At 62.9% G+C, this 16,561-nt stretch carries 18 protein-coding genes and 1 tRNA gene; 10 read left to right on the top strand and 9 right to left on the bottom strand.

Annotated elements, in window-relative coordinates:
- The first annotated feature begins 5 nt into the window (after positions 1 to 5).
- Entirely contained in the window at positions 6 to 1,142 is a 1,137-nt protein-coding gene (locus NKH83_RS11150; protein ID WP_254819311.1) for an alpha-hydroxy acid oxidase, read from the top strand.
- A gap of 38 nt (positions 1,143 to 1,180) precedes the next feature.
- Complete coding sequence (locus tag NKH83_RS11145) at positions 1,181 to 1,951, top strand: metallophosphoesterase family protein (protein ID WP_352804122.1); 771 nt, start codon at positions 1,181 to 1,183, stop codon at positions 1,949 to 1,951.
- 28 nt (positions 1,952 to 1,979) lie between these two features.
- Here NKH83_RS11145 and NKH83_RS11140 read toward each other — a convergent pair whose 3' ends face one another.
- On the bottom strand, positions 1,980 to 2,111 hold the full coding sequence (locus NKH83_RS11140) for a hypothetical protein (protein WP_280952144.1): 132 nt from the start codon (positions 2,109 to 2,111) through the stop codon (positions 1,980 to 1,982).
- 296 nt (positions 2,112 to 2,407) lie between these two features.
- The gene (locus NKH83_RS11135) at positions 2,408 to 3,106 is read right to left on the bottom strand and encodes a type 1 glutamine amidotransferase (protein WP_352804119.1); all 699 of its coding nucleotides are present in this window, start codon (positions 3,104 to 3,106) and stop codon (positions 2,408 to 2,410) included.
- 74 nt (positions 3,107 to 3,180) lie between these two features.
- On the opposite strand from NKH83_RS11135, the gene NKH83_RS11130 reads away from it, so the two are divergent.
- From NKH83_RS11130 to NKH83_RS11115, 4 genes are all read left to right on the top strand, one after another.
- Positions 3,181 to 3,843 (top strand): hypothetical protein, encoded by a 663-nt coding sequence (locus NKH83_RS11130; protein ID WP_352688471.1) that lies wholly within the window; start codon positions 3,181 to 3,183, stop codon positions 3,841 to 3,843.
- A 31-nt stretch (positions 3,844 to 3,874) separates the two neighbouring features.
- Positions 3,875 to 4,609, top strand: a complete 735-nt coding sequence (locus tag NKH83_RS11125; protein ID WP_352804735.1) for a 16S rRNA (uracil(1498)-N(3))-methyltransferase — start codon at positions 3,875 to 3,877, stop codon at positions 4,607 to 4,609.
- A gap of 185 nt (positions 4,610 to 4,794) precedes the next feature.
- The gene (locus NKH83_RS11120) at positions 4,795 to 6,168 is read left to right on the top strand and encodes a glutamate--cysteine ligase (protein WP_352804116.1); all 1,374 of its coding nucleotides are present in this window, start codon (positions 4,795 to 4,797) and stop codon (positions 6,166 to 6,168) included.
- 102 nt (positions 6,169 to 6,270) lie between these two features.
- On the top strand, positions 6,271 to 7,248 hold the full coding sequence (locus NKH83_RS11115) for a DUF937 domain-containing protein (protein ID WP_352506902.1): 978 nt from the start codon (positions 6,271 to 6,273) through the stop codon (positions 7,246 to 7,248).
- Between the two features lie 177 nt (positions 7,249 to 7,425).
- Here the strand turns inward: NKH83_RS11115 and NKH83_RS11110 are convergent, their stop codons facing one another.
- Entirely contained in the window at positions 7,426 to 7,716 is a 291-nt protein-coding gene (locus NKH83_RS11110; protein ID WP_352616701.1) for a DUF1127 domain-containing protein, read from the bottom strand.
- A gap of 234 nt (positions 7,717 to 7,950) precedes the next feature.
- On the opposite strand from NKH83_RS11110, the gene NKH83_RS11105 reads away from it, so the two are divergent.
- The 3 genes from NKH83_RS11105 to NKH83_RS11095 all read left to right on the top strand — a co-directional run bounded on the left by NKH83_RS11105 (position 7,951) and on the right by NKH83_RS11095 (position 11,701).
- Complete coding sequence (locus NKH83_RS11105; protein ID WP_023716458.1) at positions 7,951 to 8,907, top strand: LysR substrate-binding domain-containing protein; 957 nt, start codon at positions 7,951 to 7,953, stop codon at positions 8,905 to 8,907.
- A gap of 70 nt (positions 8,908 to 8,977) precedes the next feature.
- Entirely contained in the window at positions 8,978 to 10,543 is a 1,566-nt protein-coding gene (gene xseA / locus NKH83_RS11100) for an exodeoxyribonuclease VII large subunit (RefSeq protein WP_352804112.1), read from the top strand.
- A gap of 30 nt (positions 10,544 to 10,573) precedes the next feature.
- Positions 10,574 to 11,701 carry a DmpA family aminopeptidase gene (locus tag NKH83_RS11095; RefSeq protein WP_352804109.1) on the top strand — a complete coding sequence of 376 codons (1,128 nt, stop codon included), beginning with the start codon at positions 10,574 to 10,576 and terminating at the stop codon, positions 11,699 to 11,701.
- A 61-nt stretch (positions 11,702 to 11,762) separates the two neighbouring features.
- On the opposite strand, the gene NKH83_RS11090 is transcribed toward NKH83_RS11095, so the two are convergent.
- The 4 genes from NKH83_RS11090 to NKH83_RS11075 all read right to left on the bottom strand — a co-directional run bounded on the left by NKH83_RS11090 (position 11,763) and on the right by NKH83_RS11075 (position 14,444).
- Positions 11,763 to 12,017, bottom strand: a complete 255-nt coding sequence (locus NKH83_RS11090; RefSeq protein WP_352804106.1) for a hypothetical protein — start codon at positions 12,015 to 12,017, stop codon at positions 11,763 to 11,765.
- A gap of 510 nt (positions 12,018 to 12,527) precedes the next feature.
- Complete coding sequence (locus NKH83_RS11085; protein WP_352804103.1) at positions 12,528 to 12,872, bottom strand: Atu4866 domain-containing protein; 345 nt, start codon at positions 12,870 to 12,872, stop codon at positions 12,528 to 12,530.
- A complete protein-coding gene (locus NKH83_RS11080; protein WP_352804100.1) occupies positions 12,872 to 13,600 on the bottom strand; it encodes an SDR family oxidoreductase in 729 nt (242 codons plus the stop codon). Before NKH83_RS11080 ends, NKH83_RS11085 begins: the two co-directional genes overlap by 1 nt.
- 91 nt (positions 13,601 to 13,691) lie before the next feature.
- Entirely contained in the window at positions 13,692 to 14,444 is a 753-nt protein-coding gene (locus NKH83_RS11075) for an SDR family NAD(P)-dependent oxidoreductase (RefSeq protein ID WP_352804097.1), read from the bottom strand.
- A 136-nt stretch (positions 14,445 to 14,580) separates the two neighbouring features.
- On the opposite strand from NKH83_RS11075, the gene NKH83_RS11070 reads away from it, so the two are divergent.
- On the top strand, positions 14,581 to 15,489 hold the full coding sequence (locus NKH83_RS11070) for a LysR family transcriptional regulator (RefSeq protein WP_352804094.1): 909 nt from the start codon (positions 14,581 to 14,583) through the stop codon (positions 15,487 to 15,489).
- Between the two features lie 63 nt (positions 15,490 to 15,552).
- Here the strand turns inward: NKH83_RS11070 and NKH83_RS11065 are convergent.
- A tRNA-His gene (locus NKH83_RS11065) sits at positions 15,553 to 15,629 on the bottom strand.
- A gap of 338 nt (positions 15,630 to 15,967) precedes the next feature.
- Positions 15,968 to 16,426: a phasin gene (locus NKH83_RS11060; protein WP_254819298.1), complete on the bottom strand. Its 459-nt coding sequence runs from the start codon at positions 16,424 to 16,426 to the stop codon at positions 15,968 to 15,970.
- Positions 16,427 to 16,561 lie beyond the last annotated feature (135 nt).

Here is a 16,561-nt window from a genome sequence, read left to right as displayed (position 1 = left end):
GATCCATGAGCAGCATTCTCACCATCGCCGACCTCAAGGACCTGGCGCGCCGCCGCGTGCCGAAGATGTTCTTCGACTACGCCGATTCCGGCGCCTGGACCGAAAGCACCTACCGCGCCAACGAAGAGGATTTCCAGAAGATCAAGTTCCGCCAGCGCGTGCTTGTCGACATGGACAACCGCTCGCTGGAATCGACCATGATCGGCGAGAAGGTGACGATGCCGGTGGCGCTGGCGCCGACCGGCATGACCGGCATGCAGCATCCGGACGGCGAGATGCTGGCGGCGCAGGCGGCGGAGGAATTCGGTGTGCCGTTCACGCTGTCGACAATGAGCATCTGCTCGATCGAGGATGTCGCGTCGGTGACCAGGAAGCCGTTCTGGTTCCAGCTCTACGTGCTGCGCGACAAGGACTTCGTCTTCGATTTGATCGACCGCGCAAAAGCGGCGAAATGTTCGGCGCTTGTGCTGACGCTCGACCTGCAGATCCTCGGTCAGCGCCACAAGGACATCCGCAACGGGCTTTCGGCGCCGCCGCGAATGACGCCGAAGCACATCTGGCAGATGGCGACAAGGCCGCGCTGGTGCGTCGGCATGGCCGGGACAAAGCGCCGGAGCTTCCGCAACATCGTCGGCCACGCCAAGGGCGTCGGCGACCTCGCCTCGCTGTCGTCCTGGACGAAGGAGCAGTTCGATCCGCATCTGTCGTGGAAGGACGTCGCCTGGATCAAGGAGCGCTGGGGCGGCAAGCTGATCCTGAAAGGCATACTCGACAAGGAAGATGCGCTGATGGCGGCCAGGACGGGTGCCGACGCGATCATCGTTTCCAACCATGGCGGCCGCCAGCTCGACGGCGCCTCGTCGTCGATCATGGCGCTGGAAGAGATCGCCGACGCCGTCGGCGACACGATCGAGGTGCATATGGACGGCGGCATCCGTTCCGGCCAGGACGTGCTCAAAGCACTGTGCCTCGGCGCCAAGGGCACCTATATCGGACGGCCTTTCCTGTACGGCCTCGGCGCACTCGGCAAGGAAGGGGTTACCAAGGCGCTGGAAATCATCCGCAAGGAGATGGACATAACGCTGGCACTGTGCGGAAAGCGTCTGGTCACCGACATGGGCAAGGATCAGCTTCGGCGCTAAAGTCCTGTGAGGGCACGATCACGGAGGCGACGCAGGCATTGACGGAGCCCGGTATCAATTTTTTCGAAGCGCGCGGACCGGAAGGTATGCGCCTCTATGCGATCGGCGATGTGCACGGTCGGCTCGACCTGCTGACCGCCATGCACCGCCGGATCGAGGGCGAGCTGGAGAGGAAGCCCACTGCCGATTGGCGCGCGATCCATCTCGGCGACTATGTCGACCGGGGTCCGGACTCCAAAGGCGTCATCGATTTCCTGATCGACGCGCAAAAACGCGATCCGCGTCACCTGATGCTGGCCGGAAATCATGATCTCGGCTTCCTCGATTTTCTCGATGTCCCCGACCCGGACGGCCTGTTCATACGCTATGGCGGCATCCAGACGGCGCTATCCTATGGCGTGTCTCTCGGTGGCAGCAGCGCCTGGTTTGGCCGCGCCGATGTGGCATTGCGGCAAGGGCACGCCGCACTGCTCGAGGCGGTGCCGCAGAACCATGTCGAGTTCCTGCGCTCGCTTGCCTTTTCAGTGACATTCGGCGACTTCTTCTTCTGTCATGCCGGCATCCGGCCCGGCATTGCGCTGGAAAGGCAGAGCCCGCAGGACCTGATCTGGATCCGCGAGGTCTTCCACGACCACACCGGCCTTCATCCCAAGATCGTGGTGCACGGCCATACGCCGGTGGCCAAACCCGAGATCACCGGCAACCGCGTCAATGTCGACACCCTCGCCTGGCACTCAGGAAACCTCACCGCGCTCGTCGTGGACGGCGCGGAGAAACGGATCCTGACGGTGACGGGTGAGCGGGCGTAGGTAAGGCGTGAGGTTATGTGCAGAGGGTCTAGCGAAGCGCGGCGGTGACGCCGTAGCCGTCGACGGCATTGTGGTTGTTGGCCGCGTCGGCGGAATAAATGCCGAGGCCGCACAAGACGATGGCCGACAACATGGCAAAGGACAAAAAGGCTGCTTTCACGGACGTCATCTCTTGTTGAGCTTTCTGCATCTATGCACGAGCGGGTTACCAATGCGTTGAAACGCGAAATACGTCGCAAATGTCTGACGGTTTCGCGCTTCTAGGCATGTTCTGTATCGGCGGTGTGTCGCGCGGGTCACAGGAAAGGTTCATCGCGGTTGCACGCAAGATGCAGAGCGGGCGCCTTTTAGGCTGGCGGACTGACACAGGCCAAGGATGAAACGCGTTATCCCCGGCGGATTTGCCGCCGCGTGCCAAATATGCAACGTCGCCAAATACGTTGGCTGTATGAGCCGTCAGATCGTCGCCACCCAGGCGCGGGCGATGGCCAGGCCGGCGGCATCGGCTTGCGGTCCGTTGCGGGCCATTTCATCGTCGAGCCGGCCCGCCCATTCAGGATGCCGCTCGGCGATCAGCGGTGCGAAGGAGGTGCTCCAGTCGCGCACCATCGGACTGTCGGCCTCGAAATGGAACTGGAAGCCGTAGATGGCGCGGCCGATGCGGAACGCCTGGTTCTCGGCGACGGCATTGCCGGCCAACCGCACGGCAGTCTCGGGCAAGTCAAAGGTGTCGTCGTGCCATTGGAAGATCGGGAATTTTTCAGGCAAGGAGACGAGCACCGGATCGGCCTGCGCCGCCGCGGTGAGCGCGACCTCGTGCCAGCCGAACTCCGAGGCACCGCCTATCTGGTTCTCGCCGCCAAAGGCGCGCGCGACCAACTGGCTGCCAAGGCAGATGCCGAGCACCGCGCGATCCCTGTCGGCAAAGTTGCGCGTCAGATCGAGCAGGCCCGGGAAATACGGGCAGAGCTCGTCGTCGAGCGCATTCTGGGCGCCGCCGAGCACCACCATGGCGTCATGCCAGCCGCTATCTTGCGGCAGCGCGTCGCCGCGATACGGCCGGCGCAGGTCGATATCGGCGCCCGCCTCGACAAGCGCCGCGCCGATCTGGCCAAGGCCCTCATTGTCGAAGTTCTGGACGACCAAGACCCGCATCGAAACCTGCTGACATGAAATTGATGCAGCGAGCGATATCATGGCGTCAGCATTGCAGCCAACAGGGAACGCCTATGCCACTGCAAAACCGGGTCGACCCGTTCGGCGCCATCCATGCCGTGCCGGAGCGCGGCCTGTTCATGGGCAATCGCGGCATCATTCACGAACCCGAGACGAGAACGCTGTTGAAGAAGCGCTGGGCGCTGCAAGCCTGGATCATCTGTGTCTGCGAATACGGCGACGTGCGGCGCCAGCCGATGGGGCGCAACCGGCAAAGCGACGACCAATTGGGCGGCAAGGCCGGCTGGACCGAGCTGTTTTTCCTCGACGAGGTGACGGCACTTGCCGCCGGGCACCGGCCCTGCTTCTTCTGCCGGCGCGAGCGGGCCAGGGATTTTGTCCAACGCTTCGGCGACGCCTTCGGCATTGCCGAGCCACGCGCGCCGCAGCTCGACAAGCGCCTGCACAAGGAGCGCCTGGCATCGGGCGGGCGGGCGCCGCGACTGAAACCGGAGGCGCTTGCGGACTTGCCGGACGGCACGATGATCTCGTCAGGAAAAAGGGCGTACGCCCTTTTTGACGGCGCAGCGCTGCCCTGGAGTTTCGGCGGCTATGGCGATCCGGTGGGATTCGGCGATTTTACCCACGGTCCAATCGGCATGCTCACGCCGGCGACAACTGTTTCCGTGCTGAAGCGTGGCTACAGACCTGTCTGGCACGCCAGCGCGGAGGCTTGACGCCGGCGACGGCCTCGCCCATTCCTCGGCGATGCGCGCCAATTACAAGATGCAGCGGCTATTCGTGCCGGACGAGCTTGGACCGGATATCGAGTTCGACGTCGGCCAGCAGCAGAGCCATTATCTCTCGCATGTGCTGCGGCTCGGCGAAGGCGCCGAGGTTCTGGTCTTCAACGGCAGCGACGGCGAATGGTCGGCGGCAATCGCCGCGAAATCGAAGAAGGCCTTGCGCCTGAAGGTGATGGAGTTGCAGCGGCCGCAGCCGCCGCTGCCCGATCTCGTCTATTGCTTCGCGCCGCTGAAGCAAGGGCGGCTCGACTACCTCGTGCAAAAGGCGGTGGAGATGGGCGCCGGCATCCTGCAGCCGGTCATCACCCAGCATACGCAAGTGGCAAAACCCGGCATCGAGCGCCTGCGCGCCAATGTCGTCGAGGCGGCCGAGCAATGCGGCATATTGGCGGTGCCGGAGCTGCGCGAAGCGGAAAAATTCGAGCGCCTGCTGGCGGGCTGGGACCGCGAGCGGCGGCTGATCTTCTGCGACGAGGATGCATCGACCAACAATCCCCTGCCGGCATTGCAGGCGGTGCGGGAGAGAAAGCTCGGTCTGCTGGTCGGGCCTGAGGGCGGCTTTTCCGACGAGGAACGCAGGATGCTGAGAGCGCTGCCCTTCGTTACCGCCATTCCGCTCGGGCCGCGCATCCTGCGAGCGGATACGGCGGCGGTGGCGGCACTGGCGCTGATCCAGGCGACAATCGGCGATTGGTGATCAATTCCCGTTACCCTCTGGCTCAGGATTTTTCGCTTGATCGGCTACTGACATTTCGTCCATCTAGCGCCGGCAGTGGCCGCGTGTCCTTTCGGACGCGCAAAGGACGCTGTAGCATTTGATTGGGCACCTGATCCCTTCCGAAAATCGAAGCCGGTTTTCGGGGTCATGTGCGGAGGGCTATTATGGCGCGCGATACCACCGACTTCCGGCCGATCGAAGGCGTCGACGAACTCGTCGAGCACCTGGCCGAAGGCAACAAGCCGCGCGACAAATGGCGTATCGGCACCGAGCACGAGAAATTCCCGTTCTATGTCGACGGCAATGCCCCGGTGCCCTATGGCGGCGAGCGCGGCATCCGCGCCATCCTCGAAGGCATGCAGGACAAACTCGGCTGGGACCCGATCATGGATTCCGGCCGCATCATCGGACTGGTCGAGCCGACCGGCCAGGGCGCGATCTCGCTGGAGCCAGGCGGCCAGTTCGAGCTGTCCGGCGCGCCGCTGGAGACGATCCACCAGACCTGCCGCGAAGGCAATGCGCATCTGGCGCAGGTGCGCGAGATCGCCGAACCGATGGGCATTCGTTTTCTCGGCCTTGGCGGCAGCCCGAAATGGTCGCTGGCCGAGACGCCGAAAATGCCGAAATCGCGCTACGAGATCATGACCCGCTACATGCCCAAGGTCGGCACCAAGGGCCTCGACATGATGTACCGGACCTGCACGATCCAGGTGAACCTCGACTTCGAGAGCGAAGCCGACATGCGCCGCAAGATGCAGGTGTCGCTGAAATTGCAGCCACTGTCGACGGCGCTGTTTGCCAACTCGCCCTTCACCGAAAGCCGGCCGAACGGCTTGCAGAGCTGGCGCGGCGAGATCTGGCGCGACACCGACAATCAGCGCTCCGGCCTGCTCGAATTCTGCTTCTCGCCCGATTTCGGCTTTGCCGATTATGTCGAATGGGCGCTCGACGTGCCGATGTATTTCGTCATCCGCGACGGCCAGTACCATGACATGACGCACATCACCTTCCGCCAGTTCATGGCGGGGGCTGCCCGTGAAGAACTGCCGGACGGGCTGCCGACGATGGGCGACTGGGCGAACCATCTGTCGACGCTGTTCCCGGACGTGCGGCTGAAGCGCTTTCTCGAAATGCGCGGCGCCGATGGCGGGCCGTGGCGGCGCATCTGCGCGCTGCCGGCCTTCTGGGTCGGGCTGCTCTATGACGCGGCGGCGCTCGACGCGGCCGAGGCGCTGACCTCGAGCTGGAGCTATGACGAAGTGCTGGCGATGCGCAACGCGGTGCCGCAACATGGCATTTCGGCGCCCTTCCGCAACACGACGTTGCGCGAGATCGCCCGCGACGTGCTCGTCATCTCGCGCATGGGACTGAAGAACCGTGGCCGCAAGAACCGCGACGGCTACGACGAGACCTCGTTCCTCAACACGCTGGACGAGGTCGTCGCGCGCGGGACGACCAGCGCCGAGGAGATGCTCTCCGCCTACCACACACGCTGGGGCGGCTCGATCGAGCCGGTGTTCATGGAATACGCGTATTAACGCTTCGCAATCCGCATGAGCCACGGTCCGGCAAATTCGCTTCAATCAGTGATGGAAACGAACTAGGCTTCTCCAACGAGGATTTTCCCGGAGGAGAAAACAATGCCTTCCTTGTTCGATATTCTGGCACAGGCCCAGAACGGCAACGGCATGCAGGCGCTGGCCCAGCAGTTCGGGCTGTCGCAGCAGCAGACGCAGGCGGCGGTCGCGGCGCTGCTGCCGGCCTTTTCGCAGGGGCTCAAGCGCAACACGGCGGACCCTTATGGGCTCGGCTCCTTCATGACGGCGATGGCCAGCGGCCAGCACGCTAAATATTTCGAGGATGCAAGCCGGGCCTTCTCGCCGCAGGGCCTCGATGAAGGCAACGGCATTCTCGGCCATCTGTTCGGCTCGAAGGACCTGTCGCGGGCCGTTGCCAACCAGGCCGCGCAGGCGAGTGGCGTCAGCCAGCAGGTGCTGCAGCAGATGCTGCCGGCAATCGCCTCGATGATGATGGGCGGGCTGTTCAAGCAGACCACCAACCAGCTAGGCGGACAGATGCATGCGGCAGGCAGTGGCGGCAATCCGCTCGGCGAACTCATCGAGCAGATGATGCGGCAGGCGGGCGGCGGCAGCCAGGCACCGGCCCCTCAGCCTGCAGGCCACACGGATAACCCGCTCGGCAAGATGCTGCAGGACATGTTCGGCGGCGGGCAGCAGCCGCAAAGCCAGCCGCAGCAGACACAGAACCCTTATGGTGACAATCCGCTCGGCAAGGTGCTGCAGGATATGTTCGGCGGCGGTGCACCACAGCCACAGCAGCCGCAGAACCAACCCCAGCAGACACAGAACCCTTATGGTGACAATCCGCTCGGCAAAGTACTGCAGGACATGTTCGGCGGTGGCGCACAACAGTCTCAGCCGCATCAGGCGCCGCAGCAGACGCCGCAGCCGCAGACCAATCCGAGCGGCAGGCCGAGAAATCCGTTCGACGACCTGTTCGGCAAGATGTTCGAGACAGGCGCCCAGCAGCGCGACGACTACCAGAAAGGGATGGAGTCGATCTTCGACCAGTTCAAGCAGGGCATGGGCCGGCGCTAGACCAGAAACCGGCAACCCCAATCATCAGTGCCGCCCAAAAAAGAAAGCCCGGTCCTGGGAGGACCGGGCAGCGCGCAGGCTGGCCGGGGGGATCCGGCAGGGAGTGGGGAGCCTGCGTAACTTGGTGGCGTCGTGCCTCAAAAGGTTCAATGCGACCAAAATCGCGAATTCGTGCGATCACACCACCTTGCGGGCAATATCCTCGATCGTTTCGGCGCGCTCGACCGCGATGACGCGAAGCCTTTCTGTCGGATCGCGGCCAAAGGGTACACCGACAGCGACGTGCAGGTCGGCGCGGGTCAGGCCGATGTCGGCGAGCTCGGCATCCGACATCTCGCCCAGCCGATAAAAGGCGCGGCGGTTTTTCCAGGCGCGGTAGACATTGGCAGCGGCATTGGCCACGCGCGTCGCAACGGCCGGACGCGAGGTGATGCGCGAGGTCTCGGTAGCGAAATCAAACGTAGCCATGTCGGTCTCCTTCACATTCGAACGGGCGAAACCGGTCGATCGGGCGCTGGCAACAGCGGCCGTTCCGGCTTCGATTCATCTAAGATGATGCATGTCGTTGCCCCAAAACCGGTGACCACTTTTGGGCGACATGCATTAGCGTCATGTGGACAATCGGAATTTGCCATGGCCCGATTGATTAATCCAACGAATGTTTCTAATCTTTAGCATCAGCATCAATGATGGATTAGGTCAATGAAAGCGCCGCTCGATCTCGATCAGTTGCAGACCTTCATCTCGATTGTCGACACCGGCAGCTTTACCCGCGCGGCGGAAGCGGTGCATCGGACCCAGTCTGCGGTGTCGATGCAGATGCGGCGGCTGGAGGAACGGATCGGCAAACCGCTGTTCGAAAAAGACGGCCGCACCAACAGGCTGACCGAGGAAGGCGATAGACTGCTCTCCTACGCAAGGCGGCTGCTCTATCTCAACAAGGAAACACTGGCCGCCTTCGACGACCGCCGGCTCGAAGGCACCATCCGCATCGGCACGCCGGATGACTATGCCGATCGCTTCCTGCCAGAGATCATGGCGCGGTTTGCCCGCTCCAACCCGCATGTCGAACTGACCGTTATCTGCGAACCGACGCCGGGACTGGTCGAACACATCAAGCGCGGCAATCTCGACCTGGCGCTGGTGACGCACAATGACGCGCGCGGCCAGTCGGAAGTGGTGCGGCGCGAACCGCTGCTGTGGGTTACCTCGGCCAACCACGCGACGCATGAGCAGCCGATCCTGCCGATGGCCTTCGGCCGGCCGAACTGCATCTGGCGGCGGGCCGCCGCCGACGTGCTCGACCAGCAGAACCGCGACTACCGCATCCTGTTCACCAGCTTCTCTGCCACCGTCATCGCTGCGGCGGTGCTTTCCGGCCTGGCGATCTCGGTGCTGCCGGAATGCGCGCTGCGGCCCGGCATGCGGGTGCTGGGCGAGGCCGACGGTTTCGGCGCCCTGCCCGATTGCCGCATCGGCATCATGCGCGGCCAGACCTCGCGGCCGGAGATCGTCGACGCGCTTGCGCGCCACATTTCGGAAAGCCTCGACAATATTTCCGTGCCGCTCGGCGAGGAGACCGGCACGTTCGATTTCGCCGCCCTCGCCTTCGCCAAGATGAAACGGACCAAGCCGAACCAGATCCTGCCGGGCTGGTGATCGCGCGATTGGGGCCGACATCGAACACGGCCGCCTTGACGGCGGCCAACAACCGTTCCCCAATCGGCCAATGAGCGACGCAACATCCGAATCAAGCACCAACGCCACCGAGTATACGGTAAGCGAGATTTCCGGCGCGCTGAAGCGCACGGTCGAGGACGTCTTCGGCAATGTACGGGTGCGCGGCGAGATTTCCGGCTATCGCGGACCGCATTCCTCCGGCCATGCCTATTTCTGCCTGAAAGACGATCGCGCGCGGCTCGATGCCGTGGTGTGGAAGACCACGATGAGCCGGCTGAAATTCCGTCCCGAGGAAGGCATGGAGGTGATCGCCACCGGCAGGCTCACCACCTATCCCGGAAAATCCAACTACCAGATCGTCATCGACAATCTCGAGCCGGCCGGTGCCGGTGCGCTGATGGCGCTGCTGGACGAGCGCAAGCGCCGGCTGCAGGCCGAAGGCCTGTTCGACGCGGCCCGCAAGCGGCGGCTGCCGTTCATGCCGCGCGTCATCGGCGTCGTCACCTCTCCGACAGGCGCCGTCATCCGCGATATCATCCAGCGCATCAAGGACCGGTTTCCGCTGCACGTGCTCGTCTGGCCGGTGCGGGTGCAGGGCGAGACGGCTGGTGTGGAAGTGACCGCTGCCGTCAACGGCTTCAACGCACTGCCGTGGGACGGCGCCATCGCGCGGCCCGATCTGTTGATCGTGGCGCGCGGCGGCGGCAGCCTGGAGGATCTGTGGGGCTTCAACGACGAAGCGCTCGCCCGCGCCGTCGCCGCTTCGGGCATTCCCGTGATTTCCGCGGTCGGCCACGAGACCGACTGGACGCTGATCGATCTGGCAGCGGATGTGCGGGCGCCGACGCCGACAGGCGCCGCCGAGATCGCCGTACCGGTCAAAGTCGATCTCGAAGCGATGCTTGCCGGCCTTGGCGCGCGGTTGAAGACCGCACTGTCGCGCAATTTCGAACGCAAGCGGCAGGCGGCGCGCGCAGCCGCCCGGGCGCTGCCCTCGCCCGACCAGTTGCTGGCGCTGCCGCGGCGGCGCTTCGACGAGGCGACGAGCCGGCTCGGCCGGGCGCTGTCGGTCAGCGTCGAGCGCAAGCGGGCCAGGCTTCTGGGCCAGCGTCTGACACCGGCGACCTTGTCGCGGCGCATGAACGAAGCCCGCACACTGACCCGCCGCGACCTCGCCCGAGCGCAAGCGGCGTTCTTCGCCATCGTGCGCGAGCGTCGGGCACGGTTTTCGCCCACGGCCGCCAGGCTGTCACCGGCGCCGATCGCCAGACGGCAGAAACTGCAAGGCGATGCCCTGCTGGCACTGATATGGCGGCAGGACCAGGCGATTTCGCGGCGGCTGGACCGTCTGCGTGGAAAACTGACGCAGGCCGATCGATTGCTGGCGACGCTGTCGCACAAGGCCGTGCTGGCGCGAGGGTTCGCACTGGTCAAGGATGCGGACGGCGCGGTGGTCAAGCGTTCGGCGGAGGTCGTGTCGGGAATGGCGCTTTCGCTGGAGTTCGCCGACGGCACCGCCGATGCCGTCGCCATCAGTGGCACGGCGCGGCCGAAGGCGATTGCCAAGTCGGCAGCCAAGCTCAAGGCGCCGGGCGGCCAAGGCTCGCTTTTCTGAGGAAGACCAGGGCGCTTTTCTGAGGAAGAAATGACCGATCCGCATCTTACGACGCCCTCGGGCAAACTGCGTGCACGCGCCGTCGATATCCCGTTCGAAGGCATCCCAGGCCGCTTCAATGCCATCACCGATGTGCCCGGCGTGACGGTCGGCTATACGACGCTGATCTCAGGGGATGGGGCGCTCGTTGTCGGCAAGGGTCCGGTACGCACCGGCGTGACCGCGATCCTGCCAAGGCCCAGAGACGAGTTGGCCGTCCCGGCGTTCGCCGGCGTGTTCAGCGCCAATGGCAATGGCGAACTGACCGGCTCGCATCTGATAGAGGAGCTCGGAGCGTTCAATCTTCCCATCACCATCACCAACACGCATTCCTGCGGCGTCAGCCGCGACGCAACGTTGCGCTGGATGCAGACGGTGCTGCCGCACGCGCTCGACAGCGCCTGGGCGCTGCCGGTGGCGGGCGAGACTTATGACGGCTTTCTCAACGACATCAACGGCCATCATCTAAGCTTCGAGCACGTGTTTTCCGCGCTCGACACGGCTGAAAGCGGGCCGATCGAAGAGGGCAGCGTCGGCGGCGGCACCGGCATGATCACCTTCGGCTTCAAGGCAGGGTCCGGCACATCCTCGCGCAGCATCGACTGGAACGGAGAGCGTTTCACGATCGGCTGCTTCGTCCAGTCGAATTTCGGTGCAAGGCGAAACCTCGTCATCCGTGGCATCAGGGCCGGAGCGGAACTCGCCGAACCGGCGATCCGGGACAACACGCCGCGAGCCGAAAAGAGCTCGATCATCGCGATCGTCGCTACCGATGCGCCATTCATGCCGCACCAGTTGAAACGGCTGGCGAAACGCGTGCCCCTCGGGGTCGCGCTGACCGGCGGCTATGGATACAATTCGTCCGGCGATATTTTTCTGGCGTTCAGCACGGCCAATGCCGATGCGGCGCGCGGCGCGGCCGGCAAGCTGGCCAGCGCCGGTTATATACCGGATGCCGACATCAATCCGTTTTTCGACGCCGTCGTTCAGAGCGTGGAGGAAGCAATCCTCAATGCTTTGGTCGCCAATGAAGACATGACCGGGCGCGACGGCAATTTCGTGCCGGCGTTGCCGAAAACATGGCTCGAGGAGAGATTTGGCAAAGCTGCGCGGCGATGAGACCGCGCAACCGCATCAGACAGGCAATGTTCGCCCGGCAGGTTTTGCCGGAGGCGGTCCGTCAGCCGGCAGATTTATTGGAATTCTTTTCGTCCTGATCGGCCTCGGCGGCCTCCTCGAGCCTTGAAGCAATGAGCTCCTGAATGTCGCCGACCTCTTCCTGAATGTCCTCCAGGGGTATGCCGGCTTCGGCAGCCTTGGCCGCGCATTCCCTGGCGAGGGTCTCGGCCTGCTTCTCGATTCTGGCTGGCGAGGGCTGGCAGTGGACTTTTTCGCCAATCCACCCGCGCAAGAACTCGATTGCGTGTTCACTCATACTGCTGTTTCCCTAGCGGCTATGCCGATTGGTAATCATAAACGTCGGCATCTTCGAAAAGATGCGTGCTGCCATTCGAGCCGAGTCGGCTTCGCCCGGCAAGCCGAACTTGTCCGAGGTCCACAGAGCCGAAGGGAATGGAGGGTTCAAGGAGCACGTTCTAGTTCTTGAGGACTGATTCTCTCGAGGAAACTCGTTCGACCCGCGCTATTGTTTCTATTTGCTTTTTTTCGGTTTTCAAGCCGTTTTAGATCACAATAGATGTCACAATAGCTAGCACATTTACCGCGCTCTCGCTGGCACGACGTAAAAGGCGAGCCGTCAAAGCCGCCGCTATATAGTGACAACCATTTGCAATGTCGACTCCGCTCCCGGTCCTGCTTCTTTCCGCCGCGCTTGCTGGGAGAGATGTGGTGTGACCGGCCTTGCAGTGCAAGCTGCCGAGCGCCTCATGCAAGGCATGCAGTGGCGTCTTGTGGAACCCTGAAGTGCTTGTCTCAGGGTGGCTCTCTATCGCTGGCGGTAAAGGATCATGCCGGCATGATGGAGGACGCCTTCGACGAACTCACCATCCGCGGTGAAGCCCGTATCGTCCCAGTATTCTATGTGGTTGCCCCGCACTTCGTAGCGTCCCTGATAGGCGCTCTCGCGGTCACCGCGCGCTTCGTCATAACGGCCGTTCGGCAGGAGTTCGTGCCTGATATGGCGATCCCCGGTGACCCACAGTCCGACGTAAGGATGATCTTGCTGCGTCATTGGTTCCCCCGCAAGGATTGGAGTTGAAGGAAGGGTCAGGCCGGCTGGAGTTACAGCAAGGGCAATGCCCGTAAGCACTGCGGTCAAAGTGGATCGCATCAATGCGCCGCCTTCGTCGGACGCACGACGATCTCGTTGACGTCGACATCGTCGGGCTGTTCGATTGCGTAGCGCACTGCCCTGGCGATGGCATCGGGTTGCAGGGCAATAGCGCGCCAGGTTTTCATGGCGGCGGCAGCGGCTTCGTCGGAGATCGTGTTCGCCAGCTCGCTTTCCACCACACCGGGATGAATGCAGGTTACCCGGATATCGTCACTCTCCTGGCGGAGCCCATCGGAAATCGCGCGGACAGCGTATTTCGTTGCGCAATAGACGGCAGCCATCGGCGAGACGGCCAGTGCGCCAATGGAACCGATATTGATGATATGCCCGGAGCCACGTGCCGTCATCTCAGGGAGCACCGCCGCGATGCCGTACAGAACACCCTTGACGTTGACGTCCACCATCAGCTCCCACTCGTCGACCTTCATGGCTGCCATGGCCGACAGCGGCATGACGCCCGCATTGTTGACGATGACATCGACCTGGCCCCATTCGGCCCGCGCGGCATCGGCGAATGCCGCGACGTCCGCCCTCTTGGTGACGTCGAGCGCTCGCACCCGAACCGTTCCACCAGCCGCCTCGATTTCTGCCGCAAGCGCTTCAAGGCGGTCGGTGCGCCGCGCGCCGAGCATCAGCTTTGCACCTGCCGCGCCAAGTTCGCGGGCGATGCCAGCACCGATGCCGCTGGAGGCACCGGTGATCAGAACAACTTTGTTCATGGTCATCGTAGATGATCCTTTTGGTTTTGTGATTATTTCACGATGTGAAGGGATGGCGTGCGGATGAGCTCCCGCGGCGCGCCGGCTTTATAGGGGATCACTGGGCGGTGTAGCCGCCATCGACCAGAAGCAACGCCCCGGTGATGAAGCTGGATGCTGGCGAGGCAAGAAAGGCGATGGCCTCGGCAACTTCTTGCGGCTGGCCGATCCGGCCGATTGGATGCGCGTTGCCGAAGCTGCGCAGCATCTCCCGGCCATTCTCCACCACACCTTCCATGATGTCGGTTTCGATCACGCCAGGGGCAACGGCGTTACAGCGAATGCCCATACGCCCATATTCGATCGCGATTACCTTGGTCAGCTGTGCGACAGCCGCCTTGGAGGAGGCATAGGCCGCCTGCGTCTCGAAGGCCGCGACGGCCGAGATCGATGAGACATTGACGATCGCGCCGCCACCACCGGCGGCCATCAGTTCCACAGCGGCACGTCCGGTGACGAAGCTGCCGCGCGCGTTGATCTGCAGAATGCGGTCGTAGTCGTCGACCGAGGTCTCCGTCAGACGTTTGTTGAGCGTGCGACCGGCATTGTTCACGACGATGTCAAGGCGTCCGAAGCGCTTCGCCGCGAGCTCGACCGAGCGTCGGGCCAGATCCTCGTCGGCGACGTCGCCGACCAGGGTTGCCACGTCCTCGGCTTCCAATTCGCGTACGGTGTCGCTGAGATCGCTTGCCACGATCCGGGCACCCCGCGCACGCAGCAGCTCCGCCGTGCAGCGACCGATGCCGCGTGCCGCGCCGGTCACGAGGGCGACTTTTCCATCGAGGTCCCAGGAGGAAGGGAGTGATGTCATGGGATATCTCCTTGTCGGTCGGCTTCGGCTTGGATCGGGAGGATCAAGCCTTCTTGCCGTTGCGACAGAGATAGAGCCAGGGCATTGTCGCGATAAGCCGCCCATTGTTAACCTCTAAGATAAGTGTCGCTAACCAATGGACATCGATCTCAATGCAATTGCCGTCTTCGTCACGGTGGCCGAGGAACGCAATTTTCGCGCTGCGGCGGACCGGTTGGGCGTGACGCGCTCGGCGGTCAGCCAAAGCATCCTCAGGCTTGAACAGCGTCTGGGGATCGCATTGCTGCAGCGCACGACACGCAGCGTCAACCTGACCGAAGCGGGCGAGCGCCTGTTGGCGAGCGTCGCACCGGCGATCGCCGACGTGAACGCGGCAGTCGAAGCCACTACGGAGTTTCTGGACCGCCCGCGCGGCCGCCTGCGGATCGCGGTTTCGTCTATCGCAGAGGCCTTTCTGTCAGGACCGTTGCTGGCGTCCTTTGCAGAAAGGTTTCCCGAGGTGCATCTGGATATTGTGGTCACCGACGAGGAATTCGACATCGTTGCCGAAGGCTATGATGCCGGGGTCAGGCTCGGCGAGGTGATTGAGCAGGACATGATTGCCGTGCCGGTATCGGGCGATCAGCGGCAGATGGCCGTCTGCGCCCCGCGCTATCTCGAAAAGTTCGGAGCACCCGCCCATCCGCGCGAGCTTGTGGCTCATCGCTGTATTGGCTGGCGGCCGGCGCCGGGAGTTTCGCCCTATCGGTGGGAGTTTGGCGAGGACGGGCGCGAATTCGACGTGGCGGTTGCGCCCGAGATCACGACCAACGACATGTGGCTGATGATCCGGCTGGCCGTTGCAGGCGCCGGGATCACGTTCGGCATGGCGGATACATTCCGCCCCTGGATCGACCGCGGCGAGCTTGTACCAATCCTCGACGGCTATTTCCCGCCGTTTGCTGGTTTCTATCTCTATTTCCCCAGCCGACGGAATGTCGCGCCGAAGCTGAGAGCCCTCGTGGACCACCTGCGCGGCACGCGTCAGGCGCGGGACCGTGGGTGAGGCAACCGGTCATAAGACCGCTTTAGCATTATTTTGCCGGTCAGAAGTGTGGCTGAAAGGTGATGGTACCGTTGGCTGGGATCGAACCAGCGACCTCCGGATCCACAATCCGGCGCTCTAACCATCTGAGCTACAACGGCACGTTTGCCAGAGCGGGATCGAGATGAAACGTTCGGGACCCGCTCTGTCGTTCGGCGATGCGTCCATACGGGCTATCGGAGTTTAATTCAAGGCTTTTGGCAAGGCAAAAGCTCGCTCCGGCATCGCGTCATTTTCCGCCGGACAAAGAAAAGGCCGGCGGGAGGAGGTGCCGGCCTTTTCCTGTTACGAGCCAGCGGGAGGAGGTGCTGGCTGGTTACCCCGGTGAGCAGAGGGAGGAGGTTCCACCCGCCGGGTATTCGTTTGAACGACCATATCGCACATCTATTTGTCTGACGAAATGCGACCTTTTGATGCATCGTCAAACTGTGTGCAAATATTAGGCGATCTTGATTTCTTTCACGGCCTTCTCGAAGGCGGTCTTGATCGGCTTGGATACGTCCTCGGCCGCCTTGGCAGCAACCGCCTGGAAGTCCTTGGCCTGCTCGACGGTCATTTCGACGCGCTTGCGCAGGAAAGCGGTCTGCAACTCGACGACTTCCGACAGCGACTTGGCGCCGATCAGCGCTTCGAAATGCGAGAAGCCGGCTTCGGCATTGGCGCGCAGGGCGGCGATGGTCTTGAGCGACAGGTCGCTGGAAACGGACTTAGCGGTTTCGTAGGTCGACTCCAGAGCCTTCTGGGTCTCCTCGGCGCCGGTCTTCAGCTTGGCATAGGCCTCTTTCGACTGCTCGACGCCCTTTTCGGCGAAAGCGCGGATCTGGTCGGTGGCCTTGGAAGCGTCGAAGCTCGGGAATTCAACGTTTTCGATCGTTTCAGCGGTCTTGGTCCTGGACATTTTCCATCCTTTTCAGCGGCAGCGGCTTTGACGAAAAGCCGTCTCGTTCATGTATCATGGCAATATAAAGGCAATTTTTGTGCATTGCAACATGTTTGTTGCATCGCACCATATATTATTTATTCGTGGCGTTAA

Origin of the sequence: Mesorhizobium sp. M0909 (genome assembly GCF_040319515.1) — a bacterium.
Lineage (GTDB): Bacteria > Pseudomonadota > Alphaproteobacteria > Rhizobiales > Rhizobiaceae > Mesorhizobium.
Note: the sequence above shows the minus strand (reverse complement) of the source record. Positions and strands in the feature narration are given on the sequence as shown.

What these genes read in the sequence shown, in the direction of transcription:
- NKH83_RS11125 (WP_352804735.1), top strand. Translation starts at nt 3,875, where the DNA reads ATGCGCGCCAATTACAAGATGCAGCGGCTATTCGTGCCGGACGAGCTT.
- NKH83_RS11075 (WP_352804097.1), bottom strand. Translation starts at nt 14,444, where the DNA reads ATGACATCACTCCCTTCCTCCTGGGACCTCGATGGAAAAGTCGCCCTC.
- NKH83_RS11120 (WP_352804116.1), top strand. Translation starts at nt 4,795, where the DNA reads ATGGCGCGCGATACCACCGACTTCCGGCCGATCGAAGGCGTCGACGAA.
- NKH83_RS11085 (WP_352804103.1), bottom strand. Translation starts at nt 12,872, where the DNA reads ATGCGATCCACTTTGACCGCAGTGCTTACGGGCATTGCCCTTGCTGTA.
- NKH83_RS11115 (WP_352506902.1), top strand. Translation starts at nt 6,271, where the DNA reads ATGCCTTCCTTGTTCGATATTCTGGCACAGGCCCAGAACGGCAACGGC.
- NKH83_RS11130 (WP_352688471.1), top strand. Translation starts at nt 3,181, where the DNA reads ATGCCACTGCAAAACCGGGTCGACCCGTTCGGCGCCATCCATGCCGTG.
- NKH83_RS11060 (WP_254819298.1), bottom strand. Translation starts at nt 16,426, where the DNA reads ATGTCCAGGACCAAGACCGCTGAAACGATCGAAAACGTTGAATTCCCG.
- xseA (WP_352804112.1), top strand. Translation starts at nt 8,978, where the DNA reads ATGAGCGACGCAACATCCGAATCAAGCACCAACGCCACCGAGTATACG.
- NKH83_RS11090 (WP_352804106.1), bottom strand. Translation starts at nt 12,017, where the DNA reads ATGAGTGAACACGCAATCGAGTTCTTGCGCGGGTGGATTGGCGAAAAA.
- NKH83_RS11080 (WP_352804100.1), bottom strand. Translation starts at nt 13,600, where the DNA reads ATGACCATGAACAAAGTTGTTCTGATCACCGGTGCCTCCAGCGGCATC.
- NKH83_RS11135 (WP_352804119.1), bottom strand. Translation starts at nt 3,106, where the DNA reads ATGCGGGTCTTGGTCGTCCAGAACTTCGACAATGAGGGCCTTGGCCAG.
- NKH83_RS11070 (WP_352804094.1), top strand. Translation starts at nt 14,581, where the DNA reads ATGGACATCGATCTCAATGCAATTGCCGTCTTCGTCACGGTGGCCGAG.
- NKH83_RS11105 (WP_023716458.1), top strand. Translation starts at nt 7,951, where the DNA reads ATGAAAGCGCCGCTCGATCTCGATCAGTTGCAGACCTTCATCTCGATT.
- NKH83_RS11150 (WP_254819311.1), top strand. Translation starts at nt 6, where the DNA reads ATGAGCAGCATTCTCACCATCGCCGACCTCAAGGACCTGGCGCGCCGC.
- NKH83_RS11095 (WP_352804109.1), top strand. Translation starts at nt 10,574, where the DNA reads ATGACCGATCCGCATCTTACGACGCCCTCGGGCAAACTGCGTGCACGC.
- NKH83_RS11110 (WP_352616701.1), bottom strand. Translation starts at nt 7,716, where the DNA reads ATGGCTACGTTTGATTTCGCTACCGAGACCTCGCGCATCACCTCGCGT.